Annotated in this window: 16 protein-coding genes; all 16 read left to right on the top strand. The window is 32.5% G+C overall.

What is annotated here, in order from left to right:
- Window positions 1–995 precede the first annotated feature (995 nt).
- Entirely contained in the window at window positions 996–2,657 is a 1,662-nt protein-coding gene (locus tag ACFOSX_RS10810) for a tetratricopeptide repeat-containing sensor histidine kinase (protein ID WP_386100681.1), read from the top strand.
- A gap of 1 nt (window position 2,658) precedes the next feature.
- Complete coding sequence (locus ACFOSX_RS10805; protein WP_386100678.1) at window positions 2,659–3,276, top strand: response regulator; 618 nt, start codon at window positions 2,659–2,661, stop codon at window positions 3,274–3,276.
- Between the two features lie 32 nt (window positions 3,277–3,308).
- Window positions 3,309–6,107, top strand: coding sequence for a sensor histidine kinase (locus tag ACFOSX_RS10800; protein WP_386100675.1), 2,799 nt, complete (start codon window positions 3,309–3,311; stop codon window positions 6,105–6,107).
- Between the two features lie 86 nt (window positions 6,108–6,193).
- Window positions 6,194–6,661 carry a hypothetical protein gene (locus tag ACFOSX_RS10795; protein ID WP_386100672.1) on the top strand — a complete coding sequence of 156 codons (468 nt, stop codon included), beginning with the start codon at window positions 6,194–6,196 and terminating at the stop codon, window positions 6,659–6,661.
- A 23-nt stretch (window positions 6,662–6,684) separates the two neighbouring features.
- The gene (locus ACFOSX_RS10790) at window positions 6,685–8,271 is read left to right on the top strand and encodes a M4 family metallopeptidase (RefSeq protein WP_386100669.1); all 1,587 of its coding nucleotides are present in this window, start codon (window positions 6,685–6,687) and stop codon (window positions 8,269–8,271) included.
- On the top strand, window positions 8,222–9,649 hold the full coding sequence (locus tag ACFOSX_RS10785; protein WP_386100666.1) for a fibronectin type III domain-containing protein: 1,428 nt from the start codon (window positions 8,222–8,224) through the stop codon (window positions 9,647–9,649). The genes ACFOSX_RS10790 and ACFOSX_RS10785 overlap by 50 nt, the downstream gene beginning before the upstream one ends.
- A gap of 133 nt (window positions 9,650–9,782) precedes the next feature.
- Entirely contained in the window at window positions 9,783–11,501 is a 1,719-nt protein-coding gene (locus ACFOSX_RS10780; RefSeq protein ID WP_386100663.1) for a T9SS type A sorting domain-containing protein, read from the top strand.
- An 89-nt stretch (window positions 11,502–11,590) separates the two neighbouring features.
- Window positions 11,591–11,959, top strand: coding sequence for a hypothetical protein (locus tag ACFOSX_RS10775; RefSeq protein WP_386100660.1), 369 nt, complete (start codon window positions 11,591–11,593; stop codon window positions 11,957–11,959).
- Between the two features lie 320 nt (window positions 11,960–12,279).
- Window positions 12,280–13,320, top strand: coding sequence for a LamG-like jellyroll fold domain-containing protein (locus ACFOSX_RS10770; protein WP_386100657.1), 1,041 nt, complete (start codon window positions 12,280–12,282; stop codon window positions 13,318–13,320).
- Window positions 13,321–13,354: 34 nt separating this feature from the next.
- Window positions 13,355–15,598, top strand: coding sequence for a T9SS type A sorting domain-containing protein (locus tag ACFOSX_RS10765; RefSeq protein WP_386100655.1), 2,244 nt, complete (start codon window positions 13,355–13,357; stop codon window positions 15,596–15,598).
- Window positions 15,599–15,724: 126 nt separating this feature from the next.
- Window positions 15,725–17,404, top strand: coding sequence for a hypothetical protein (locus ACFOSX_RS10760; RefSeq protein ID WP_386100652.1), 1,680 nt, complete (start codon window positions 15,725–15,727; stop codon window positions 17,402–17,404).
- Between the two features lie 8 nt (window positions 17,405–17,412).
- Window positions 17,413–18,519, top strand: coding sequence for a thioredoxin-like domain-containing protein (locus ACFOSX_RS10755; protein WP_386100649.1), 1,107 nt, complete (start codon window positions 17,413–17,415; stop codon window positions 18,517–18,519).
- 136 nt (window positions 18,520–18,655) lie between these two features.
- Window positions 18,656–18,988 (top strand): hypothetical protein, encoded by a 333-nt coding sequence (locus ACFOSX_RS10750; protein WP_386100646.1) that lies wholly within the window; start codon window positions 18,656–18,658, stop codon window positions 18,986–18,988.
- A 3-nt stretch (window positions 18,989–18,991) separates the two neighbouring features.
- Entirely contained in the window at window positions 18,992–19,759 is a 768-nt protein-coding gene (locus ACFOSX_RS10745) for a hypothetical protein (protein WP_386100643.1), read from the top strand.
- Between the two features lie 536 nt (window positions 19,760–20,295).
- The gene (locus tag ACFOSX_RS10740) at window positions 20,296–20,613 is read left to right on the top strand and encodes a hypothetical protein (protein WP_386100640.1); all 318 of its coding nucleotides are present in this window, start codon (window positions 20,296–20,298) and stop codon (window positions 20,611–20,613) included.
- A 23-nt stretch (window positions 20,614–20,636) separates the two neighbouring features.
- Window positions 20,637–21,500: a hypothetical protein gene (locus tag ACFOSX_RS10735; protein ID WP_386100637.1), complete on the top strand. Its 864-nt coding sequence runs from the start codon at window positions 20,637–20,639 to the stop codon at window positions 21,498–21,500.
- Window positions 21,501–21,641 lie beyond the last annotated feature (141 nt).

Raw genomic sequence — 21,641 nt, 5'->3', positions numbered from 1 at the left:
TAGCTTCGCTGATTCTAAAAAAGGAAGCTATACAATAGTATAAGCTCGAAATGCAGAAGCATTTCTTGGACTTTTTTTATGTCATTTTCGGTTTGAAGCGAGCTTCGCCTCAATGCATAAAAAAAGTCCAAGCACTTCCGTGCTGGACTTTTACTGTTGTAGCGAGAACGAGAATTAGCTTCGTTGATTCTCAATAGGGAAGCTGTACAATAGGAAAAGTCCAAACGCTATCGCGTTTCATTGTCTTTTTTTATGGCATTACGCTCAAACTGCGTTTGGCGATACCCACAAAAAAAGTCCAAGCACTTCCGTGCTGGACTTTTACTTTTGTAGCGAGAACGAGAATTGAACTCGTGACCTCCGGGTTATGAAAATGCCCTAAAAAAATTTTAAAATACTGAATTTCAACATCTTAAAAATTACAAAAACTTAAATCGTGTTCAAAATCTCAATCGGTTTCGTGTTCACTTTTGGTTTGTAAATTGAATAACAAATGTACTTATAAATTTTATTAGCTCCTACATATTTTGGGTAGTTCTATGACCAAATACTTCAGTTATTTTTGACAAGTATTAATTAATAAAACATTGTATTATGAATTTTTATCAAGCATTTCTTTGGGCTATTTATTTGATTTTGGTAAATATTGCGACATCTCGAGATCCAGATTTTCAAATGAATCCTGACGTAAACGTAGAGACTGTGACACAATCAGATATTGATTGTATTAGAAGAGAGTTGCAAGAGGGAAACCTGTAGGTCAATTTTTTTTGGGGAAATTAGGCTAATGCATGTCTCGTGTATTAGCTTTTTTTGTTGTACTACCCAAAACGGGTAGGGAAATATGCTAGCGCTCGGTTTATATTGTTTGCATGAAAATTAAATTCTTGTTTTTACTTTTTTTTATCGTTCAATTTGTTACATCGCAAAGCATTTCAGATTTTAAAAAGTTAAAAGATAGTGCAAGTAATTTGTTACGTACAAAAGATTCTGAAATGGCATTTCCAATTTTGCAAAAGTTAGAGTCTATTGGCGAAGCGCAACAGTCGGACTCCTTAAAAATGATTGCCAAAGACCGTTTTGCGTTTTATTATTTTGTACAAGGCGATTATGAGCAAAGTATTTTTAATGCAATTGAAGCCTCTAAATTAGCAAGTAATATTGGTGATCAAAAAAAATATCTCGACTATAGAAATAACGTTGGGATGATTTTATCCAAACTCAACGAATTTGAAAAAACCAAGAATCTATTTGTTGAAAGTTTGAAAAACACATCAGTTGAAGACAACCCGAAAGGTTTTTTAGCAACATTGTCTAATCTTGGGTCGTCTCTTCAATCTTTAAATCAAATTGATAGTTCTAATGTTGTGCTTAATGAAGCTTTAAAATTAAGCAGAACCCTCAATTACAAAAGAGGCGAAGCATCAATTCTAAAATTTTTATCTAAAAACGCATTGGCTTTAGAGGATTATAATAAAGTTATAAGCCTCGTAAATACTATTGAATCTAATTTTTGGGAACATCTGCAACTTACACAAAAGGATGATGCTATTTTTTATAGAGCACAAGCCTATTTCAACATTAATAATTTTTCTTTGGCTAGAAAGGACATCGATAAAACCCTGTCTTTAATGAACGTGCTAAAAAAGGATCCAGCCTACTTAGAAGTGATTAGTTTTAAAAGCAAAATACTAGAAGCGCAAGGTAAATATAAGCAAGCTTTGAGTCTTCAGAATGAGGTGCAAGTGCTGCGAGATAGTTTTGATTCTGCCAGCAGAACTAAAAAAGTTTTAGAACTTGAAAAACAATACGAAACCGAGAAAAAAGAAAAAGAAAATGCACAATTAAAAGCCGAAACCATTAAAAAAGACTTAATTATTACTGAAAAAAACAATCAGCTATTACTATTCTTTTTGGCGTTTATCTTTTTGGTCGGCTCTATAATTTCTTGGCAACTCAAAAAATTCAAAATTAAAAACAAACAACTTAGAGATTTAATCACCCAAAAAACCAAACTTCAGCAAGAGTTAGATATTGTAAGAGATAATATTGCGAAAGATTTTCATGACGATTTGGGGAATAAATTGGCACGTATTACAACACTTTCAGACCATATGTTACGACGTGAAAATATTAAAACAAAGACCGATATTTTAGATGCTTTAAATATAATTAAAAAAGATGCTGATGAACTTTATAGCGGTACCAGAGATTTTATGTTTTCGCTAAAAACAGACAGTGACTCTGCAGAAGATATTTACGCCTATTTAGCAGATTTTGCGCAGGATTATCTTTCTAGTTTAGATGTAGAGTTAGATTTGCACTCCAATATCACAAGCTCTAAAAAAGTGCCTTATTATTGGAACAGGCAAATAATACTTATCTTCAAAGAAGCAATTACCAACGCTATAAAACATGGTGAAGCAACACAACTAAAATTGAGTTTTGAGTATTCTGATGATAAAATACATGTTGAATGTCAAGATAACGGTAGTGGATTTGATGTTGAAGGTTTGAACAGTAAAAACGGATTAAAAAATATGAAGCAAAGAGCATCTAAAATTAATTGTAATTTGGCAATAACTTCATCAGAAAGCGGCACAAACATTTCACTATCTGGAAAAGTACCTAATTTTGAATATTTAAAAATAGCTTAATATGCATAAGGTTTTAATAGTTGAAGATAACGAAACACTTAACGATATTTTTTGTAGAACCGTCAATGATTTAGAGAATTTTAAGGTTTGCGGAAGTTATCTTAATTGCGAAGATGCTATAAAGAATTTAAAAAATGATTTGCCAGATTTGGTACTAATGGATATTGAATTGCCTGGTATGAACGGTATTTTAGGTACAAAGGAAATAAAAAAAAATCTTCCAAAAGCACTAATTATAATGGTAACTGTTTTTGAAAATTCTAAATACGTGTTTGATGCTTTATGTGCTGGTGCTTGCGGATATTTAACTAAAAACGCTACAGGTTCTAAAATCGAAAATGCTTTAAATGAAGCTATAAATGGTGGTGCTCCTATGAGTATTCAGATTGCTAAAATGGTGGTCAATTCTTTTCAGCGGTCACCAGTTAGTGTTTTAACAGAACGCGAAACAGAGGTTCTAACGCTTTTGGCGCAAGGCAATAGTTACAAAGGTGTAGCCCTAAAAATGAATATTAGTCCTAATACTATAAAATATCATGTTAAAAACATTTATGATAAATTAGAGGTACACGACAGGGAAAGCGCTATTCAAGAAGCTTCAGATCGAAAAATCATATAATTTTAATTAGTTTTGAATATCAATAAAACTAAGTGCGCCACCATTTTCTTTATTTAATTCTACTTGCGTGTTCTTTTGGTTTTGCTCAAACCAAATTTGCCCATTTTACAACTTCAGACGGCTTACCAAATAGTCTTTGCTATGGGTTAACTCAAGACCATTTAGGGTATTTATGGATTGGTACCGATGATGGATTATCTCAATTTAATGGTCGTGAATTTACAAACTATCGTACAAATAATGGACTAAAATCCAATTACGCCATTGTACCATTCAAGCTCAAAAACAGATTAATTACAAGTACATGGGGAAGTGGTCTGTATGTAAAAAACGGTACTCAATTTAAACGATTAGCTGTAAATGACAGTATTTCAAAAATAGATAATCTTTTTTTTCATAAAAATTTTCTTTGGTCGGTAAATAACTCTAAAGATTACGTTTACAAACCAGTAAATGATACTATTTATAAGCAATATGTCTTTGCATTAAAATTAGTTAACAATTTTCCAGTTTTCAAGGATAATTTAGGAATTCATGATGTTAGCCACAAATTTAAGTCTGTTAATGACGAGCTGTTTTTGTTTGGTGATGTTTCAAAAACAAACAGCCTTAAAGGTATTTTTAAAATTAAAGATTTAAAGACTATTCAGCCAGTTTTTAGATTTATTGATGACAATGATATTACGGATATTTCAGCTTTTAATAAAAATTATATCATTAGCTCAAAGTCTAAAATTTTTATAGCATCGAAAACGAAAATTTTAAATAAGATTCAGCCAAGAATTATTAACGAAATCATAGATAGAGTTATACCTTACAATCAGAATTTCTTAGTGATTAGTAGAGATAATAAAAACATCAGATTACTGCGATTAATTGATAACTTGGGCAACATTTTAATAGATTACAATACGCAACTGAACATAATCTCAAATGTTTCGGATGTATTAATCGATAATGAAAATAACATTTGGATAAGTACTTATGGGCAAGGTCTGTATTGTGTCTATTCGCCAGAAAAATTACAATTTACCACTATCAAAAATTCAAATAATAAGCTTATAACAGATATAGCTAATGTCAAAAATTCAAATTTTCTACTTACAGATTCTGAATTGTTAGTAGCTAATACACAAGAGGTCGAAAAAGCTTTCGCTGTAAAAAATAACCCTAAAACTTTGTCAGTCTTTAACGACAGTTTAATTGTCAGCGCTATTGGCAAAGGCAAAAAATTAGATATACCAAATGCAGCGATTAAAGAAGTCAATACAACGCTTTCTGTTTTTAACACCGAAGTAGGATTGATAAGTATTAAAGAAGATGTACTAAAAATCCCAGAATTAAATTTTGAATACAAAGACCGCCGTTTTTTATACCTTTTAATCAACGATGTTGATTATATAAATGGTAAAATTTATGTAGCTACCAATGATGGATTGCTTACAATTTCAGAGACTACTAATAATTCAAGAATAAAAAGTCAGATAAATACCTTGATTAAAGATAAAGATACACTGTGGGTCGGCGCAAATAGTGGACTTTATAAAATAACTAATGACTCTATCTCGCATGTAAAGCAGAAAAACAACAATTTATCACAAAATATTAATGCGTTACTCAAAGACAAGGATAACAATTTATGGATTGGATCCAGTTCTGGTTTAACACTTTTAAAAGGGAAAGAGTTCAAAAATTTATATCTTAAAAATTCAACAGCATCTTCTTACATAAAAACTTTAAATCAAAGTAATGATGGTAAAATCTGGGTAGGTACAAATAATGGCGCGTTTACTATAGATAATTTTGAAACTCTTCAAGATGAAAAACCGCCACTTTTGGTGGTTAAGCAGAAAGGCAGGTATAGTTTTTACGTAGATGTTATCGCGTTTAATCGAAGCGAGGATTTTTTACTTCAATTTAAAATCAATAACAAAGATTGGGAAAATACAAAGAGTGAAAATTTTGACTTTAATGATTATACACAAGGCAATTATAGATTACAATTTAGGGCAAAAAAGAAAGACAGTAGTTGGGCATTTAGCGAAGTGTATAATTTTGAAATAAGACTGCCGTGGTACAGACAAAATTATTTTTACATAAGCTTAATCATACTATGTTTTGCAGGTATCATTTATTTTATAAATAGAAGATTGGTCATTACTAGAAAACGAAACCAAAGACTCTCTGATGTTATAAACAAAAAAAACAAATTAGAAGCAGAACTCAATAGCGTTAGAGAAAATATCGCAAGAGATTTTCATGATAATTTTGGTAATAAGCTGGCGCGAATTTCAATGATATCAAATTATCTTATAGAATCTAAAAAAAGCAGTAATGATGAATACACTACGGATGCTTTTGAAAAAATAAAATACGATGCCGATGATTTATACCAAGGCACAAAAGATTTTATGTTTGCTTTAAAAACCAATAGCGATTCAGTTTTAGAAGTTATAAATTATTTAGGAGATTTTGGACACGATTTAATGGCATCTTACAATATAGATTTTGAGATAAAAAGCAGTCTAAAAAAGGACGTGAAGCTACCTTATTACTGGAATCGTCAAATTATACTCATATTTAAAGAAGCACTTACGAATATTGCAAAACACTCTCATGCTAATAAGGCTTTTTTAAAGTTTGAAATTGAGCATCAAAACCTTCAAATTACCTGTAAAGATAATGGCGAAGGCTTCGATATTAATACAAATATTCTTTCTGGAATAAACAATATGAAAAAACGTGCTGAACGGATTGGAGCCAATCTCAAAATCACATCAGAGCCAAAAAATGGCGTCGAAATACACTTTTCTGGGTTAATAGAAAAATAGCCAACATTTTGCTACCCATTTTAGGCGGTAGAGTCAAAGCGCATTGCCCGTAATTTTATGTCAAATTATTTTAAATAATTTTTGATATGAAAGCATATTTACGTTCTTCACTCATTGCGCTCTTACTATTTACCTTCAGTTTTAGTGCGCAAGCTCAAAAAAGCAGCAACCAAACAACCATTATCGATTTTGCCAAGACCAACGGCTTTGCAGAAGCGCTAAATATAGAAGATTCTTATATTGACGAAGTTTTGGCTCGACTTTTTAAGTCTCAAAATCATACGGTGTCTTTTAAAGCAACCTCTGTAACTACAGATAAATTGAAAAATGACATATATACTTTTGAACTTTACTTAGATAATTATAAGGTAGAGCATTCAAACATTAAAGTCATATTAAAGGATGCACAGATTAAAAAAGTGATTCATAATATATCAAATGTATCAAATTTGAAATTTCAACCAGCTAAAATTTCAAGTAAAGCTGGATTTCAAATTGCAAAAAACGCATTTAAAAATTCTTATGGGAAGATAAAGACAAAGCCAAACGCTTAAATTATAAAAAACCTGAAGGTGAAATGGTAATATTGCCAATTCAGAATGGCGAAAAAAAAGAGATTGTTTCAGCATTAAAATATGACATTTTTACAACTAAACCATTAAGCCGAAAAACAATATATGTTGATGCTGTTACAGGTAAAATTCGTCTTAAAAAAAATAGAATACACCAACAAGATGTGCCAGCGCAAGGCGTAAGTATTTACGATGGTATGGTGCCATTTATTGCAAACCAAAACGGTAGTCAATATTATTTACAAAGTACAAGTTTAGGCGTTTTTATGGCTACACAAGACCGAAACAATACGCCAGGACTTAATGCAAATACGGTGATATCTAATTCCACAACCTTCACTAATAAAAATGACGCTGTACAAGTGCATTATGGAGTAGAAGCCACTTATAATTACTATAAAACCAAACACAACCGAAACTCCTATGACGGAAATAACGCACCCATTTTTGCTTTTGCAAGAGACGTTGGTTTAGGTACAGGAAATGCGTATTGGAATGGAAGCTCGATGAATTTTGGTAGTGGATTAGGACATCCAGAACGTAAATCAATGACTACAGTAGATATTGTAGGTCATGAGTTTACGCATGGTGTAATTGAGCATTCTGCTGATTTATTTTATCAAGGCGAATCTGGTGCATTAAATGAAAGTTTTGCAAATATTTTTGGTGCCTTAGTTAAGAACGAAAAAACAGGAAATATAGATTGGGAAATAGGAAGAGGCGTCAACAGATATGTTGTAAATGGTGGATTACGAAATATGCAGTTTCCACAGGTTTACAACCATCCACAATTTTATTATGGCGATAATTGGGCTGATGTCAATTCTGCTTATGATTATGGAGGCGTTCACATAAATAGCGGCGTACAAAACAGATGGTTTTATTTAATTTCTCAAGGCGAAAATGTTACCAATGAGGTGAATAATTACTATTCAATTTCAGGAATTGGATTAGACAAAGCTGCGGCTATTGCCTACAGAAACTTAACGGTATATTTATCGCCAAACTCTAATTTTCACGATTCGCGAGCAGGCAGTATTGCAGCTGCTAGAGATTTGTATGGTATTGGTAGTGCCGAAGAAATTGCTGTAACGGACGCTTGGTGGGCAGTTGGTGTTGGGCCAGCATACGGAAATACGGAATTGGTTTGTAATTCTGGAGATTTGTCTGTAGAAATTACTTTTGATAGCAAACCAGAAGATATTTTCTTTATAGTTTTAAAAGATGACGGAACCGTTTACCAATCGACAACAGCAGGAAGTTTTGCGAGTCATGCGCCAGGTTCTACATTTACATATTTGTTAACACCTCAAATTTCAAGAGGTTCGTTAACGTTTCATGCTTATGATATGAGTGGCGATGGATTTGATTCTGGTGGTCTAAATGGTAATATGAAACTTATAGATAACACCACAGGTCAAGTATTACATCAGTTTGAAGACTTTGGCTTTTCTGAAGGTATAGAGTTTTGTGTTAATCGTGCAGGAACTCGCGTGTTTGATTTAGAAAATCCAGTCGGCCCAACGTTTTTAAATGTTTCTAATGTCACATCAACTTCGGCAGATTTCGAAAATAGGTACAGCAACAGATAACAAGCAATTATGGTATTATTTCTTGTATAATAACCAGACACTTTACCAAGTGACAAATGCAAATAATACCATAACCATTGGTGGATTACAGCCGTGTACAACTTATGAATTTGTCGGTCTTGCTGTTGATTATGGAATAAATGTTTCAAATCCTGAACAATTTGTGACCTTCACAACGTTGTCTAATAATAATTGTGATGCACTACCGCCAAGTGTACCTCTTAATTTGGTGTCTTCAAATATTGGTACAAATTCTTTGCAACTCCAATGGGATGCGTCAACTGATAATATTGGTGTTACGGGTTACAAAGTCTATCAAGATAATATCGAAATCGCAGATGTAAACACAAACTCTGCTTCAGTAAATAATTTATCACCAACAACAACCTATAATTTTGAAGTATTGGCTTATGATGCCGCAGGAAACACTTCTGCAAAAAGTAATACACATCAAGCAACAACCTTGAGTCATTGTGCGCAGACCTTACAACTAGAAGTTACCGCAGGCTCAAATCCCGAATATTTGCAATGGGCAATTAAAGATGCAAATTATAATTTTGTAGCGTTTTCACCTTATGGACAATTTGCCACCCAAACTCCAGGTACAACTGTAACGTATGCAATTAATACATCTTATTTACCAGATGGCGATTATAATTTTGTGTTCTTGGATTTTGGTTCAAATGGCACTAGCTATACCTTAAAGGATGGTAATGCTATTTTGGCTTCGGGCAATATGGTGGCGTTTGGTAATGTACATCAAATTTGTATTAGACAATCTCAAGGTTTACAATTAGACCAAATAAAACCTACTACAGTTTTAGACCTTTCGGCTTCAAATGTTACCCAGACTTCTGTAGATTTAGATTGGTCTGTAGCTACAGATGCTAATGGCATTTTTTCTCAATTGATATTGGTTAATGGCAATATCAGAACAAACATTTGGAATGCTTCAACAAATACCAGCACAATACCAAACCTACTGCCAAATACGAGCTATGATTTTAATATTGTCACTTGGGATGTTGGTGGTAATATTTCGGCAATAAGTAATACAGTAACTGTAACAACCGCTGGTAATGGACAAGCGACAAGAGCTATGATTGATAATATTGCAAATAGGGAGACGTTGTTAGAGGATGTTACTTTTGTACTGTTCCCTAATCCAAGTAGTTCTTATTTCAAAATAAAAAGTGTAGAAACAAAACATAAAACTACTGAAATTATCGTGCGCAACTTAGAAGGTAAATGGATAAAGTCTTTCGGCGCGCAGCAAAATAAATACTTTATAGAAGATTTAACAGATGGACTTTACCTTATAGAAATTAAATCAAATAATAAAAGCATATACAAAAAACTTATAAAAAGAGGGCATTAAAAATTTTGTGTGGCTTTATAAAGAAGACGGTTTATTTACCGTCTTTTTTATTGAATGTTACCTACCTATTAAGGGTAGTATTGCGCGCTATTTTCTCTTTTACTTTTAACATGAAATTAACAAAACAATTATTATGAAAAAAATTAACTTTTTACTTACGGTAATATTTGCATTAAGTGCACTATTATCTTTCTCTCAAACAATAAATGCTGGGCATCATGCAACCTACATCAATAATGGAACAGATTTATATAAAATGGGTGGTACGGTTAATCAAAATCCATTGCAACAAATCACACCTTTGCCAAATTCTTCTGGTATTAAAAAAGCTTTATCAAGTTTCACGGCAGAATTTCTGCTATTTAATGATGGCAGTCTATACGCAAAAGGCAATAATAGTAACGGAATTTTAGGTCGAGGATTTGCTCAAAATGCAAATTTTAATACCTATCAAAAACCAATAAATCCTGATGGTCCTGGATTTTTGTCTAATGTAAGTGATATTTCAGTAAGCAGCGATAATGTATTAATGTTACTACAATCAGGTGAAGTTTTACAAATGGGACAACTGGGAAATCAAACCTATTTTTCTTCACCAACCTATTTAATTTTTAATAATACAAGTAATAAGTTATTAAATATAGCAAAAGTGGCAGCAGGTTATGAAGCAAATTATGCACTAACTAATAACGGTGAAGTTTGGGTTTGGGGCATAAATAATTTTGGGCAATTTGGTGGGAGTCAACCTTTAGGTACTTTTAGACTATTTCCTACTAAAATTCAAAGTTTGTCAAATGTTATAGATATTCAAACTTCCGGTAGACATACTCTGTTTCTACATACTAACGGTGAAGTAAGCTGTGCGGGCTTAAATGCTTATGGTGAGCTAGGTATTGGGAATTATGCTGTATTCAGTAATACAATTCAGAAAGTTAAAACCTATGACGCTAATGGTTATTTAGTTAACCTTAACGGCATACTTGACATTGCAGTCAATAGTTGGAGCAGTTACTTTTTAAAGGACGATGGAACAGTACTATCCGTAGGTAAAAATTATTATGGAAGCTTAGGGCAACCTCAAATTATGCATAATTCAAATATAAGTATTCCAAATAATGTAGTCAATGAAAATAATACAGGTGTATTAACTGGAGTTATAGATATTGAAGCTGGAGCTAATGGTTATGCGCTTGCGCGAAGAAGTAATTGTGATATTGTTGCTTGGGGAAATCCACATCTTAATCCTTACGGAGTTGTACCATCCAATAATCAGCCAATACCAGTTAAATACGATATTAACTTTATTGGTAATTGTCCACCAGTATTTAATTATCAAGCTACAAATTATACAATTTGCGAGGGTACTTGCACAGAAATCAGTGCTACTCAAGTTTCTGGTACTGCAGTCAATTCAATTGACTGGTTTTTGCCAGGTTCTGTTGATAAATATGGCTCTGGTATGGATGTGGAAGCATGCTATACAACGCCAGGAACTTACGATGTTCAAGTAAGTATTGATGGTGGCACATATCAGAGTACAGGTATTAGTATTACTGTGCTTCCACTTTCAGACAAAAACTGCCAAAATTCTGGATCGGGAAATGGTGGCGTCAGTAATTTTAAAAATGCGATGATTTATCCAAATCCTGCAGAAGACCAATTTTCAATAAAAAATATAGATTTTAAAGATATAAAATCTGTATCGCTTAAATCTTTAAAGGGCAATACTTTAAAAACATATAATAGTAGAAATAATTTTAGCACTGCAAACCTTAAAACAGGTATTTATATTGTTGAAATACTAGGTAAAGATGACAACGTAGTAAAGCAGCTAAAATTGATAAAAAACTAACCACTTTTAGAGTTTGTTAGTGATTAATTAGTTTATGGTTTGTAAAGGGTAGTTGTAAGATGCTACCCTTTATTTTAATTCAAGAAACTGTGTATAACGATTTATTTCAATATTCATACTACATGTTGTTTATTGGTGGAGCCTTGTCTTATCAGTCATGTCAATTGGCTAAGCAAAAACCGTTAAAACATTCCTATCAATTTCACGTAAAAGAATTAGACAGTTGTATAGTAAAAACGTTAGAGGTTATTGATGAACAATTTAATTATAATAGTTCTGATTTAAGACCGACTAAACCTACGTCCAAAAATTCAAAATACAGACTGAAATTCAGAATACTACACCAAACGTCAATAGTAAATAAAAAGACTAAAGACGATTACCAAATCATTAATGAGACAGAACAACACAAATTTATAAAGCAAGGTTTTCTTGTTGCTCATTTTTTGGAATCATAAACAAAAATATATGATGCATCACCAAAGCTAATACATCTAAATGGTGATTTAGCATTAGTCCATGCTTCAACATCAGACAAAAATACTACAGAATGCCAACTATTTATTTACGCTAAAAAGTAACCAATATTACAACTATTATGAAACGTATTTTTAACGAAAAAAATGTTATAGAATTTCTAAAATGGGCATTAATTGTCTTTATAGTTATTCTTATTACGCGCTTATAATTTTTTTGAAAAAAGCCTACCCTTTTTGGGTGGTACTGCAAAGGCTTATTCTACCGATTTTTGAATTATAAATATTAAACTCCTTTTATAATGAAAAAATCAAGTAAACAATTAATTAAAATGGCAACGGCAAGTTTCTTTGTTGCTTGCTTATTATCTTTTACTGTATCGTGCAGTGATGATGACGATGCAGGTGTGCCAATTGAAGCACCAACTATTGCAAATCTATCTTTTGCTTTGGCAGAAAATCCTATGGCAAATGCAAGTATAGGTAATGTACAAGCCACAGACCCGCAAGGTTTAGACTTGGCTTATAGCTTATCAACTCAAAGTGTTGCAAATGCCATTGTTATTAACAGCACAACAGGCGAAATTAGCGTAAACACAGTTGAAGCTTTTGATTACGAAGTCAATACATCTATCTCTGCTGATGTTGTGGTAACTAACGGTACTGAAAGTGCAACAGAAACTATCCAAATATTAATTGATGACTTAAAGCCATCAACACAAGGGTTGGCAGCACATTATAAAAATGATGCTATTGTCAATAATATTTGTGAAGATGCTTCTACAAATGGATTAGACGCTTTTTTCCAGAACGGAAATTTGCCAAATATAGTTACTGGCGTTGATGGTAATGCGTATGATTTTGCTGGTACTTCTAGTAATATTAATGTGGCGTCAAATGCAATAGCTAATCAGATATCCTATTCATTTGCTTTTTGGGTAAATGTTAATTCTAGTGGATATGTTATAGCTAAAGGACCTACAAACGATATGAATATTGGTTTGCAATTAATTGAAACTGATGGGACAGATTTTGCTTTTAACCTTGAATATGATAGTACTACAACACAAAATATAGATGCGATGGAAACTAATATATCCATTGCTCCTAATGTTTGGACTCATGTGTCCATAGTTTGCGACAACGGTACGAATTGGAAAACTTACTTAAACGGCGTCTTAGAAGATCAAACAACTACTACAGAAGCAAATGTTTGGAACAATACGATTCTTCATTTAGGCGGATACGGAAGTGCTTCTTTTTTAGGCGGTGCATTGGATGACATTTACATATATCAAAGGGCATTATCGGCAGAAGATGTATTCATCTTATTTAAAGAATAAACATATCAAAACTTATATATCAAAACTCCTAATTATGAAAAATTTTACATATCTCATATTATTATTGTTTTTATCTCTTTCAATTAATGCCCAAACACGGCATGTAAAAGATGTTGATGCACAAAATTCTTTTTTTTCAATCTTACAAAGTCCACTTTTTGAAGCAAACAATGGAGAGATTTTTTTTGCGTCTGCTGATAAGATTTATAAAACCAATGCAACTACTTTTGAAACAATAACTTTCGATGGTTTCACTGCTACTTCATTCGATATTTTGCAATATGATAATGATAGAATACTAGTAATCGCCAAGGATGATGCTAATGGAGCAATTGGTAATGAAATTTTTTTATACAATTTAATAACTGAGAATTTTACAGAAATACCATTATCGAATAATCCAGGTGAATTCGGAAATCCTGGTGATATATTTAAACTAAATAATGATTTTATATTTTCTGCGCCACATTGGGTTAATGGAATTAATCAAGGTAGAGAACTTTATAAATTAGATGGTAATGGAAACATTAATTTGGTTAAAGAAATTAATGTTGGTAATGGTTCTGGTTCACCTGTTGGCTTTTCCGTTATACAAAACTTGAACGGAGATGATATTGCGGTTTTTGTAGCAAATGACGGTAATGGCTTTAATATATGGACGACGGACGGTACAACATCTGGAACTTCATTGTTAACACCAACTAGCCCATCAACCAATACACCTTTTGAGTATGGCGACTTTTACCAAGTTGGTTCTAGAATTATTTTTTATAAAGAAACATCAGCTAATGGTAGAGAATTATGGTCTTTAGATTTAAATGATACTACTCCTGAACAAACCTTAGTTAAAGATATATACCCTGGAAGTGATGATAGTTTTGAGCGTGAAAATGACTTTGTACTATTTAATGGCACATTACACTTTGGAGCCTTTGATAACTCAAGCTCTTTAGCCTTTGATATGTGGAGAACTGATGGTACAGATGCAGGAACAACAAAAGTCAATTTAAATTCGGCAAACTATGGTAATTTAGTTTTACCTGATAATTTGATTCTTGCCAATGGTAGATTATATTTTACTGCGGTTGATGTTTCATTATCAGAGCAAAAATTATTTTTTTTATTAGCATTTGGTGCAGCAGAAATAGTAATTGACACTCCTGAAACCAATTCTGGTGGTTCTGATTCAGTAACAAACATCATTTCAGATGGTACCGATTTATACTTTCAAGCTATCGATTCAGGTTTTAATAACGAATTATGGGCATATGATACACTAACTGATGAACCATCATTATTAGCTGATATCATTCCTGGTGCAAACGGATCTAATCCAGTTCCAATGAATGTTTTTAATGACATATTATTCCATTTTACTCTTGCAAATACTCCTGTAATCTCTAGAGATTTAATGATTACTAATTTAAATAATACAGCTTCAGAAGTTACTAACATAAGTTTAAATGTCAATGGAGATTGGGCAGATATTACTTGGGACAATAATGGTAATAGTTTTTTGCAACATGAATTAATAGCATTTCCTGCTGGGAACGATATTCAAGGAACTCCTGTAACCTCTAGTGGAGTCAGTGATGGAGTTGATATAAGGTCTACTTTAGGAGGATTGCAACCAAATACTACATATGATTTTTACCTTACATCCTATGATGTTAATGGAGGCTTCTCAATAAGTCCTGTAATAACTCAAACTACACAAGCTAACTTTTGCGATGCGGTATTAGATTTTGAGGTAACAAATACAACACCAACTAGTGTTACTGTAAGTTGGACAAATCCTGTGGCTTATAATAACATTACTTTAGGAGTTTTTACTGGAGGTCAAAGTGTTTATTCTTCAAGTCCTGTAATACTTTCATCTCAACCTGGTAACGCTACAACAGCTACAATTACTGGGTTGACGGCAGAAACAGAATATTTTATTGTTATAGAATCTCAATGCACTTCTAATGGTGTTGGTTCATATCCTTTTGAATATCAAACTAAATTTAAAACGCCATCAACACTCTCGACAGAACAGTTTATAGTCGATAGTATTTCAATTCATCCAAACCCAGCAAATACCACTATCACAATAAAAGATGCCAATGCAAACATACAAAGTGTTGAGGTGTTTGATATTACTGGTAAACGTATTCAGCAGTTTTCACCTTCAGAAAATCACCAATATGATGTAAGTAATTTTGTAAAGGGTATTTACTTACTACAAATACAAGCAGAGAATGGTGCAAAGGTTACCAAGAAATTAATTAAAAATTAATATTTAAAATTCCTCCCAACACTTATTACTAAACATCTATAAGAATTTTTGGAGTTTTACGATAGGTGTAAGGCCTCGTGTTTAGCTTGTCTATTCATGAGGCTATTGGGTTAATATCTTCAACTTATGAAATATGTTTTATCACCGCTTTTTATAATTATATTAACTATTATAGCACCAACTATGGTAAAAGCACAGTCGCCATGCGCTAATGCATCTGGCAATGTCAATGTTACAGAAGGTCATAGAGCGTTTACATCTTTTAAAAATGCAAATAAACAATTAGATTTAGCAGAAACTGCTTCAGCTGCTGGCGAGTTGTTAAAAATGGAAAACAATCTCAAAAACGCAGAGAAATATATTGGCTATGTTTTAAAAAAAGAACCAAATGCAGATATTTCGGAGTTATGCCAAAGGTTGCAAGCCTTAACTGGTGAGAGTGCATCCTTATCTAAAAATAAAGCAGATTTTGCTTCTGCAAATTACAATTTCACCTTTTTTATAGACAATTACCAAAATTTTGCAGCAGGTACTTTTGAGAATGAGCGTTTTGCCGAGCAGAATAAAGTATTTGACGAGGTCTTAAACTTTGATAGAAAGGCAATGCAATCTCAAATGCAATCTGCAGAAGCACAAGGAAAATTAGACAGTCAAGGCAAGCAGCTTAAACAAAAATTAGAAAACCTAGAGCAAACCCTAACAACTTATCAAATACCTACCAATTTATACACCATGTTAGACCAAGTCAATAATCTAGATGGTGTTAAAAAGAGTAAAATGTCTAAACGTGTTTTAAAGGTGGTTAGAGGTTTTGCGGCAATTGGCGGAGACAATCAGACTTTAAATGACATTAAGACTGCTGCAGAGAATCAATTGGCTGCTGCGGAAGAAGAGCTGTCTGCTATCTATACAGGTGAGTTTCATAAAGAGCACGTCAATGAAATCGTATTCTCTAAAAAGCCGTACAAACCAGGTAACGAAGCTTCGGTTGAAATTAATCCCGTTTTTGAACCTGGAGATGCCATTTATGCAACCATCTATTTTGGAGCTACAATTATGGATGCTGTTGGTGACCCAAATACATTGAGCGCATCTGGGAAGCCGATGGGTACTGGTGGCGAGTTTACGGTTAGAGATGCTTCTGGCTTAACACTTGACCGTTATTTTACAGATGATGATTCGGGTAAAAACACAACGATGCTGGTTTATCCAGGTACAAATCCTTCAGCAACAACCTATCAGTTCGTGGTAGTGCCAAATATGGATACAGGCCTTAAAAAAGCAGCGAAATACAAAAATATTACACCATTACAAATGGCACGTGGTTTATCTAAAGAAACACCTAGAAAAAAGAAATGGAATGCTCAAGTGGCTTTAGTTACGGCCAAAACTGGTGCTGTGTTGTACAAAGGGTCTTTTGAAATGGATTTATCTAAAGGTGCTGGGCCAAAATTTTATCAAGATGTAGAGCTAAAGCAAGAGCAAGTATTTATAGCGGCAAATACTTTACCAAAAGCTGTGAGCAGAAATGCAGGCTTAGAAGCACAATTATTGGCAATTATGAATGGACAAGGCTTTAAAGAACAATTCACCAGAACCATAATTACCAAAACGTGGCAAGTGGTTCAGACACCTTTAGAAAAGTACCGTATCATGCATGCGGCATTTCCGTATAAAACTCCAGAAGGCAAATGTGGATATTTAGAGTTTGTTTTCAGGTCAGACTATGTTGGTGGCTGGTCTAAAGCCAGAAAAGATGGCGGACGTATTATGAAAGAACGTGTTACTTGTGATAAGGTAAATTAAACTAATTTATGAAGTCTTTTTATCTCTTATTCTTTGTCTTAGTTATCTGTGTTTTTAGTTGTAAGGAGATAACAAAAGATAACTCTGGTTTTATTATTAATGGCGAAATTGAAGATGGAATAGATAATAGTCTCATATTATTACGTATTGATGGAAAAGTAATTGACTCAACGAGACTGAGAGACGATCAATTTCAATTTAGAGGTGATGTTAAAGAACCTAAAAAAGTATTAATCATAGTAGATGGTACTCGATTATATAAATTTTTTTGGTTAGAGAATAGCTCTATAAATTTTAAAGCCTCTAAGAGTGATTTTGCTAATGCTAGTATTAAAGGTTCATCATTGCAAAAACAACAAGATGATCTGGCCGAAAAGTTAAAAGTAACGAGAAAAACTTTTGACAATGCAAACCAAATTTTACTACAGAAAGAAGCTCAAAATAAACTGGATGAAACTAGTTCCGAGGTTATCCGTTTAAGAGAGAATATGGAAATTGCAGATAAAGCTATGGATTCAATTAATAAAGTATTTATTTCTAATCATCCTAAATCTGTAATTAGTCTTACAACACTTAATGTGTACAAGCAAAAATATGGAAAAGACGTTACTAAAAACCTTTATAATAATCTAGATAAATCACTGAAACAATCTACCAAAGGTGATGAAATTCGACGTTTTATAGAATTGCCCACGAGCCCTAAAGTTGGAGATGTATTCATCGACTTTAAAATTAAAGATTTGGACGGAAGTATTAAGAATGTTTCAAAAGATCCTTACAATTATACTTTGATTGAGTTTTGGGCATCTTGGTGCGCTCCATGTATTAAATCAATGCCAGAATTAAGAACCATTTATGATAAATATAGGAAGAAAGGTTTTGAAGTACGTGCCATTTCTCATGATGATAATAAGAATTCATGGTTACACGCTATAACTAAGTTTGATATGTCATGGCCAAATTATTCAGACTTAAATGGTGGTAAAGATGAAGGCTCTTTTATTTATGAAGTTAATATTATACCAGATAATATTTTGGTGGATAAAAACGGGATAATTATAGCAAGGCATATTTCCATGCAGGATTTAGAAGACTTTTTACTTCAAAAATTATAAATAATATATAATCCAGTTCAAAAAAAATTAAAAATGATAAATATTAAAAAAATTATTGGTAGCGGATTCGAAATTAGAGACAAAGGTTTTGAGTTGTTAGGTAGCACTATTCAAAAAGCTGCGGAAAGTGTAGGTTTTGGGTCCAGAAGATAGAGATTCGTTGTCTAAGCTACCTGCGGATATTGCTAATGACCCAGCTTTAAACGAAAAGTTTCTAAAGGTGTTTCAGAAAAGATCACCTCAAATTAAGGATGCTAAAATTATAATTAACAGCAAAAAGTGGTTGGATAATTATCAATTTAATAGACTTATTGAAAAAAACAGAATGGCATTGGCAGTGTACCAAGAAGATGGGCAATATTATGCCGAATACTTTACTTTCAGTATGCCATACTCGGAAAATGGTTGGTGTGATATTGTAATACGAGATGTGCACGATAAGTATAACATTGATAAATCACTTGTATAGACTATGGCAACAACAGTTTTTGAAGATAAATTAAGAGAATATATCAGTAATGTAGAAAAAGTTTCGCATGGTTACTATATTTCTAACGGTGTTTACCATCAAAATTTAGAACCTGTCGATATCAATTACTTTGTAAATGCCGTTAGAACATGTAAAGCAATGTTTAGTGCAGCTTTTGATAATAGAGAAAGTTTGATTGCTAAAAATACAATTAAAAATGAGGCCTTTTGGAATGATTTAAAACGCCAGAAAAAGCGGTTTGATAGTATTATGCTTCAACAGTTAGAGTATGATTCTATAAAAAATAACGCAGATGAAATAATTGCAGAAATCAACAGCGGAAATCAACAAGTAGCGGCACAATTGCAAAAAGCTTCAGACTATAATTTACTCAAGTTACCGATTGTGTTTTTTAAAATAAAAAATGAAAATGAAAAAGTATCAGGCTTTATCGATTTGTATAATAGATTAGCAGAACATGGTAATTTTGAAGCCATTAAAAGTGTAGAAGATATCGATATAGTTGAAAATAATATTTCTAGTCAAGACGAAATTTTAAGCTGGTTTTCATCTAAAGAGGAATTTAAATTAGAGGAAAAACAGAAGCAAGATCTACAAATAATTACGGACAAAAATGCCATTGAAACAGAAAGACAGAATGCAATTAGTGCTGCTAATAGTGAAGCACAAAAGGCTATGGAAGAAGCAAAAAGGGCACAAGAAGAAGTATTAAAGCTAATGGAAGAGATGCAGAAAAAATATGGTTTATAAATAATTGACTATATTTTTTAAATAATAAAAGTCCAAGCCTATTAGCATATTTTTATCAAATTAATTTTTTTCAAGAATTAGCTAACGCCGATTCTCAGTCAAGTTGCCAAGACAATAATAAATGTCCGTAAACAATGCGCTAGCATTGTTTACGGACATTTTTTTATGCTTTTGCTTTTTTTAGCGGAGCTTCAACGCAACGTATAAAAAAAGCCTAGCACTTCCATGCTAGACTTTCACTGTTGTAGCGAGAACGAGAATTGAACTCGTGACCTCCGGGTTATGAAGGAAATCAAGTGACTTTTATTTAAAATTAAGTCACTGATTATCAGTGCTTTTATATTTTAACCGTGTTCACAATTGTGTTCAGTTTGTGTTCACTTATTAATACTATTCAAATCTAGTAAATGGATTGGTATTGGGGTTATGTTATTATAAATTTATTTAGCTTTGAGGGAAACATTATAAGTTGGCTAAACGTAATACGTTTAGCCAATTGTTGCCACACATTTGAGAAATGAACCTAAATCAGAATAATGAGCGTAGATATCACCACAATTAAAGGACTTACTAAAAAATTGGCTTTAATAAAATTAAAAAAATATAATTCTTTAAGCCAAGTCAAAGAAGATTTTGACGAAATCGCTACCGAATTTATTGAATTGAATACAGACGACCAGCAAGTTATTGAACAATTAAACTGTGCCGCAAACTATTTCAATCTTCTAACAGAGGAAGACTTCTCTTCAAATGACCAAAAAAAAATAAATGAATCATTAGCTATTAAATCACGTTTTACTAGAGAACTGAATGTGGTATTAGTTAAATACAGAAAAGAGCTAGGTCTATTATAATAACTAAAAGACAAAAATAATTAATGGAAAATTTTGGAGACAAATTATACAACGCTGTATCGCATACTAGAATGCTTTTATTTACGGAAGGCGAATTAGCAAATCTAACAGTAATAGCAAATAATAGATTCATAGAATTAATTGAAGAGGAAAAAGATGAGCCTATTAAAATTGACCATCCTGTAGGCTGGCGTGCAGATAATACACCAATAAATTCAACAAATACATATTCTAAAGAAGAATTAACTAGTAGATATCGTTTTATGAGTGAAACAAAACTTCCTCTAGACGCTATTTACAGATTAGTTACGATTACTGAAACCCTTTTAAATTATATTTTCAAAAGTGTACTTATTGAATTTCCTGGTAAAATACCTAGTAAGAGAAAAATAGATGCATCTATTGCACTTGGCGCTGATTCAATTGATTCAATTAAGATTGACATAGTTAACAGTATATTAAATGAAATAGCTTATAAATCACCAAAAGAATATGCTGAAGAATTTAATAAATTTGTTGGAATAAATTTACTTGAGAACCCTATTTTTCATAGATTCATTGAACTAAAAGCAACTAGAGATATTCACATACATAATGGAGGAAATGCAAATGATATTTATATATCTAAAGCAGGTCCATTGGCTCGAGTTAAATCCGGTTTTTACTTACCAGTAAGTGTACAATACTTTTTACAATCATACGAATCCTGCATACAGCTTACAGAAATATTAGAAAACGAACTTCATAAAATATGGCCAAGTGCTGAATTTATTAAATACAAAGAAAGCACGAAAAGCAAAGAAAAAGAACAAGTTATCGAAGAGAATATTGAGCAAGTGATTGAAGAGTCGCAGAAAAAAATTGAAGATTCAAAATCAAAAGAGTAAAAAAAAACGTGTGGCAACAAAGTACTGTGGTAGAAAACAAGTAAAATCCCATTAATTTTTCACTAAAGTACTTCTGTAACTATCGTCGTATATCAGTCCTGATTTTGCTATGGCAAAGGCCTGTTTTAACAACTTATTGCA

Origin of the sequence: Winogradskyella maritima (genome assembly GCF_042650215.1) — a bacterium.
In the GTDB taxonomy this organism is placed as follows: Bacteria; Bacteroidota; Bacteroidia; order Flavobacteriales; family Flavobacteriaceae; genus Winogradskyella; species Winogradskyella maritima.
This window is presented reverse-complemented; position numbering and strand designations above follow the sequence as displayed.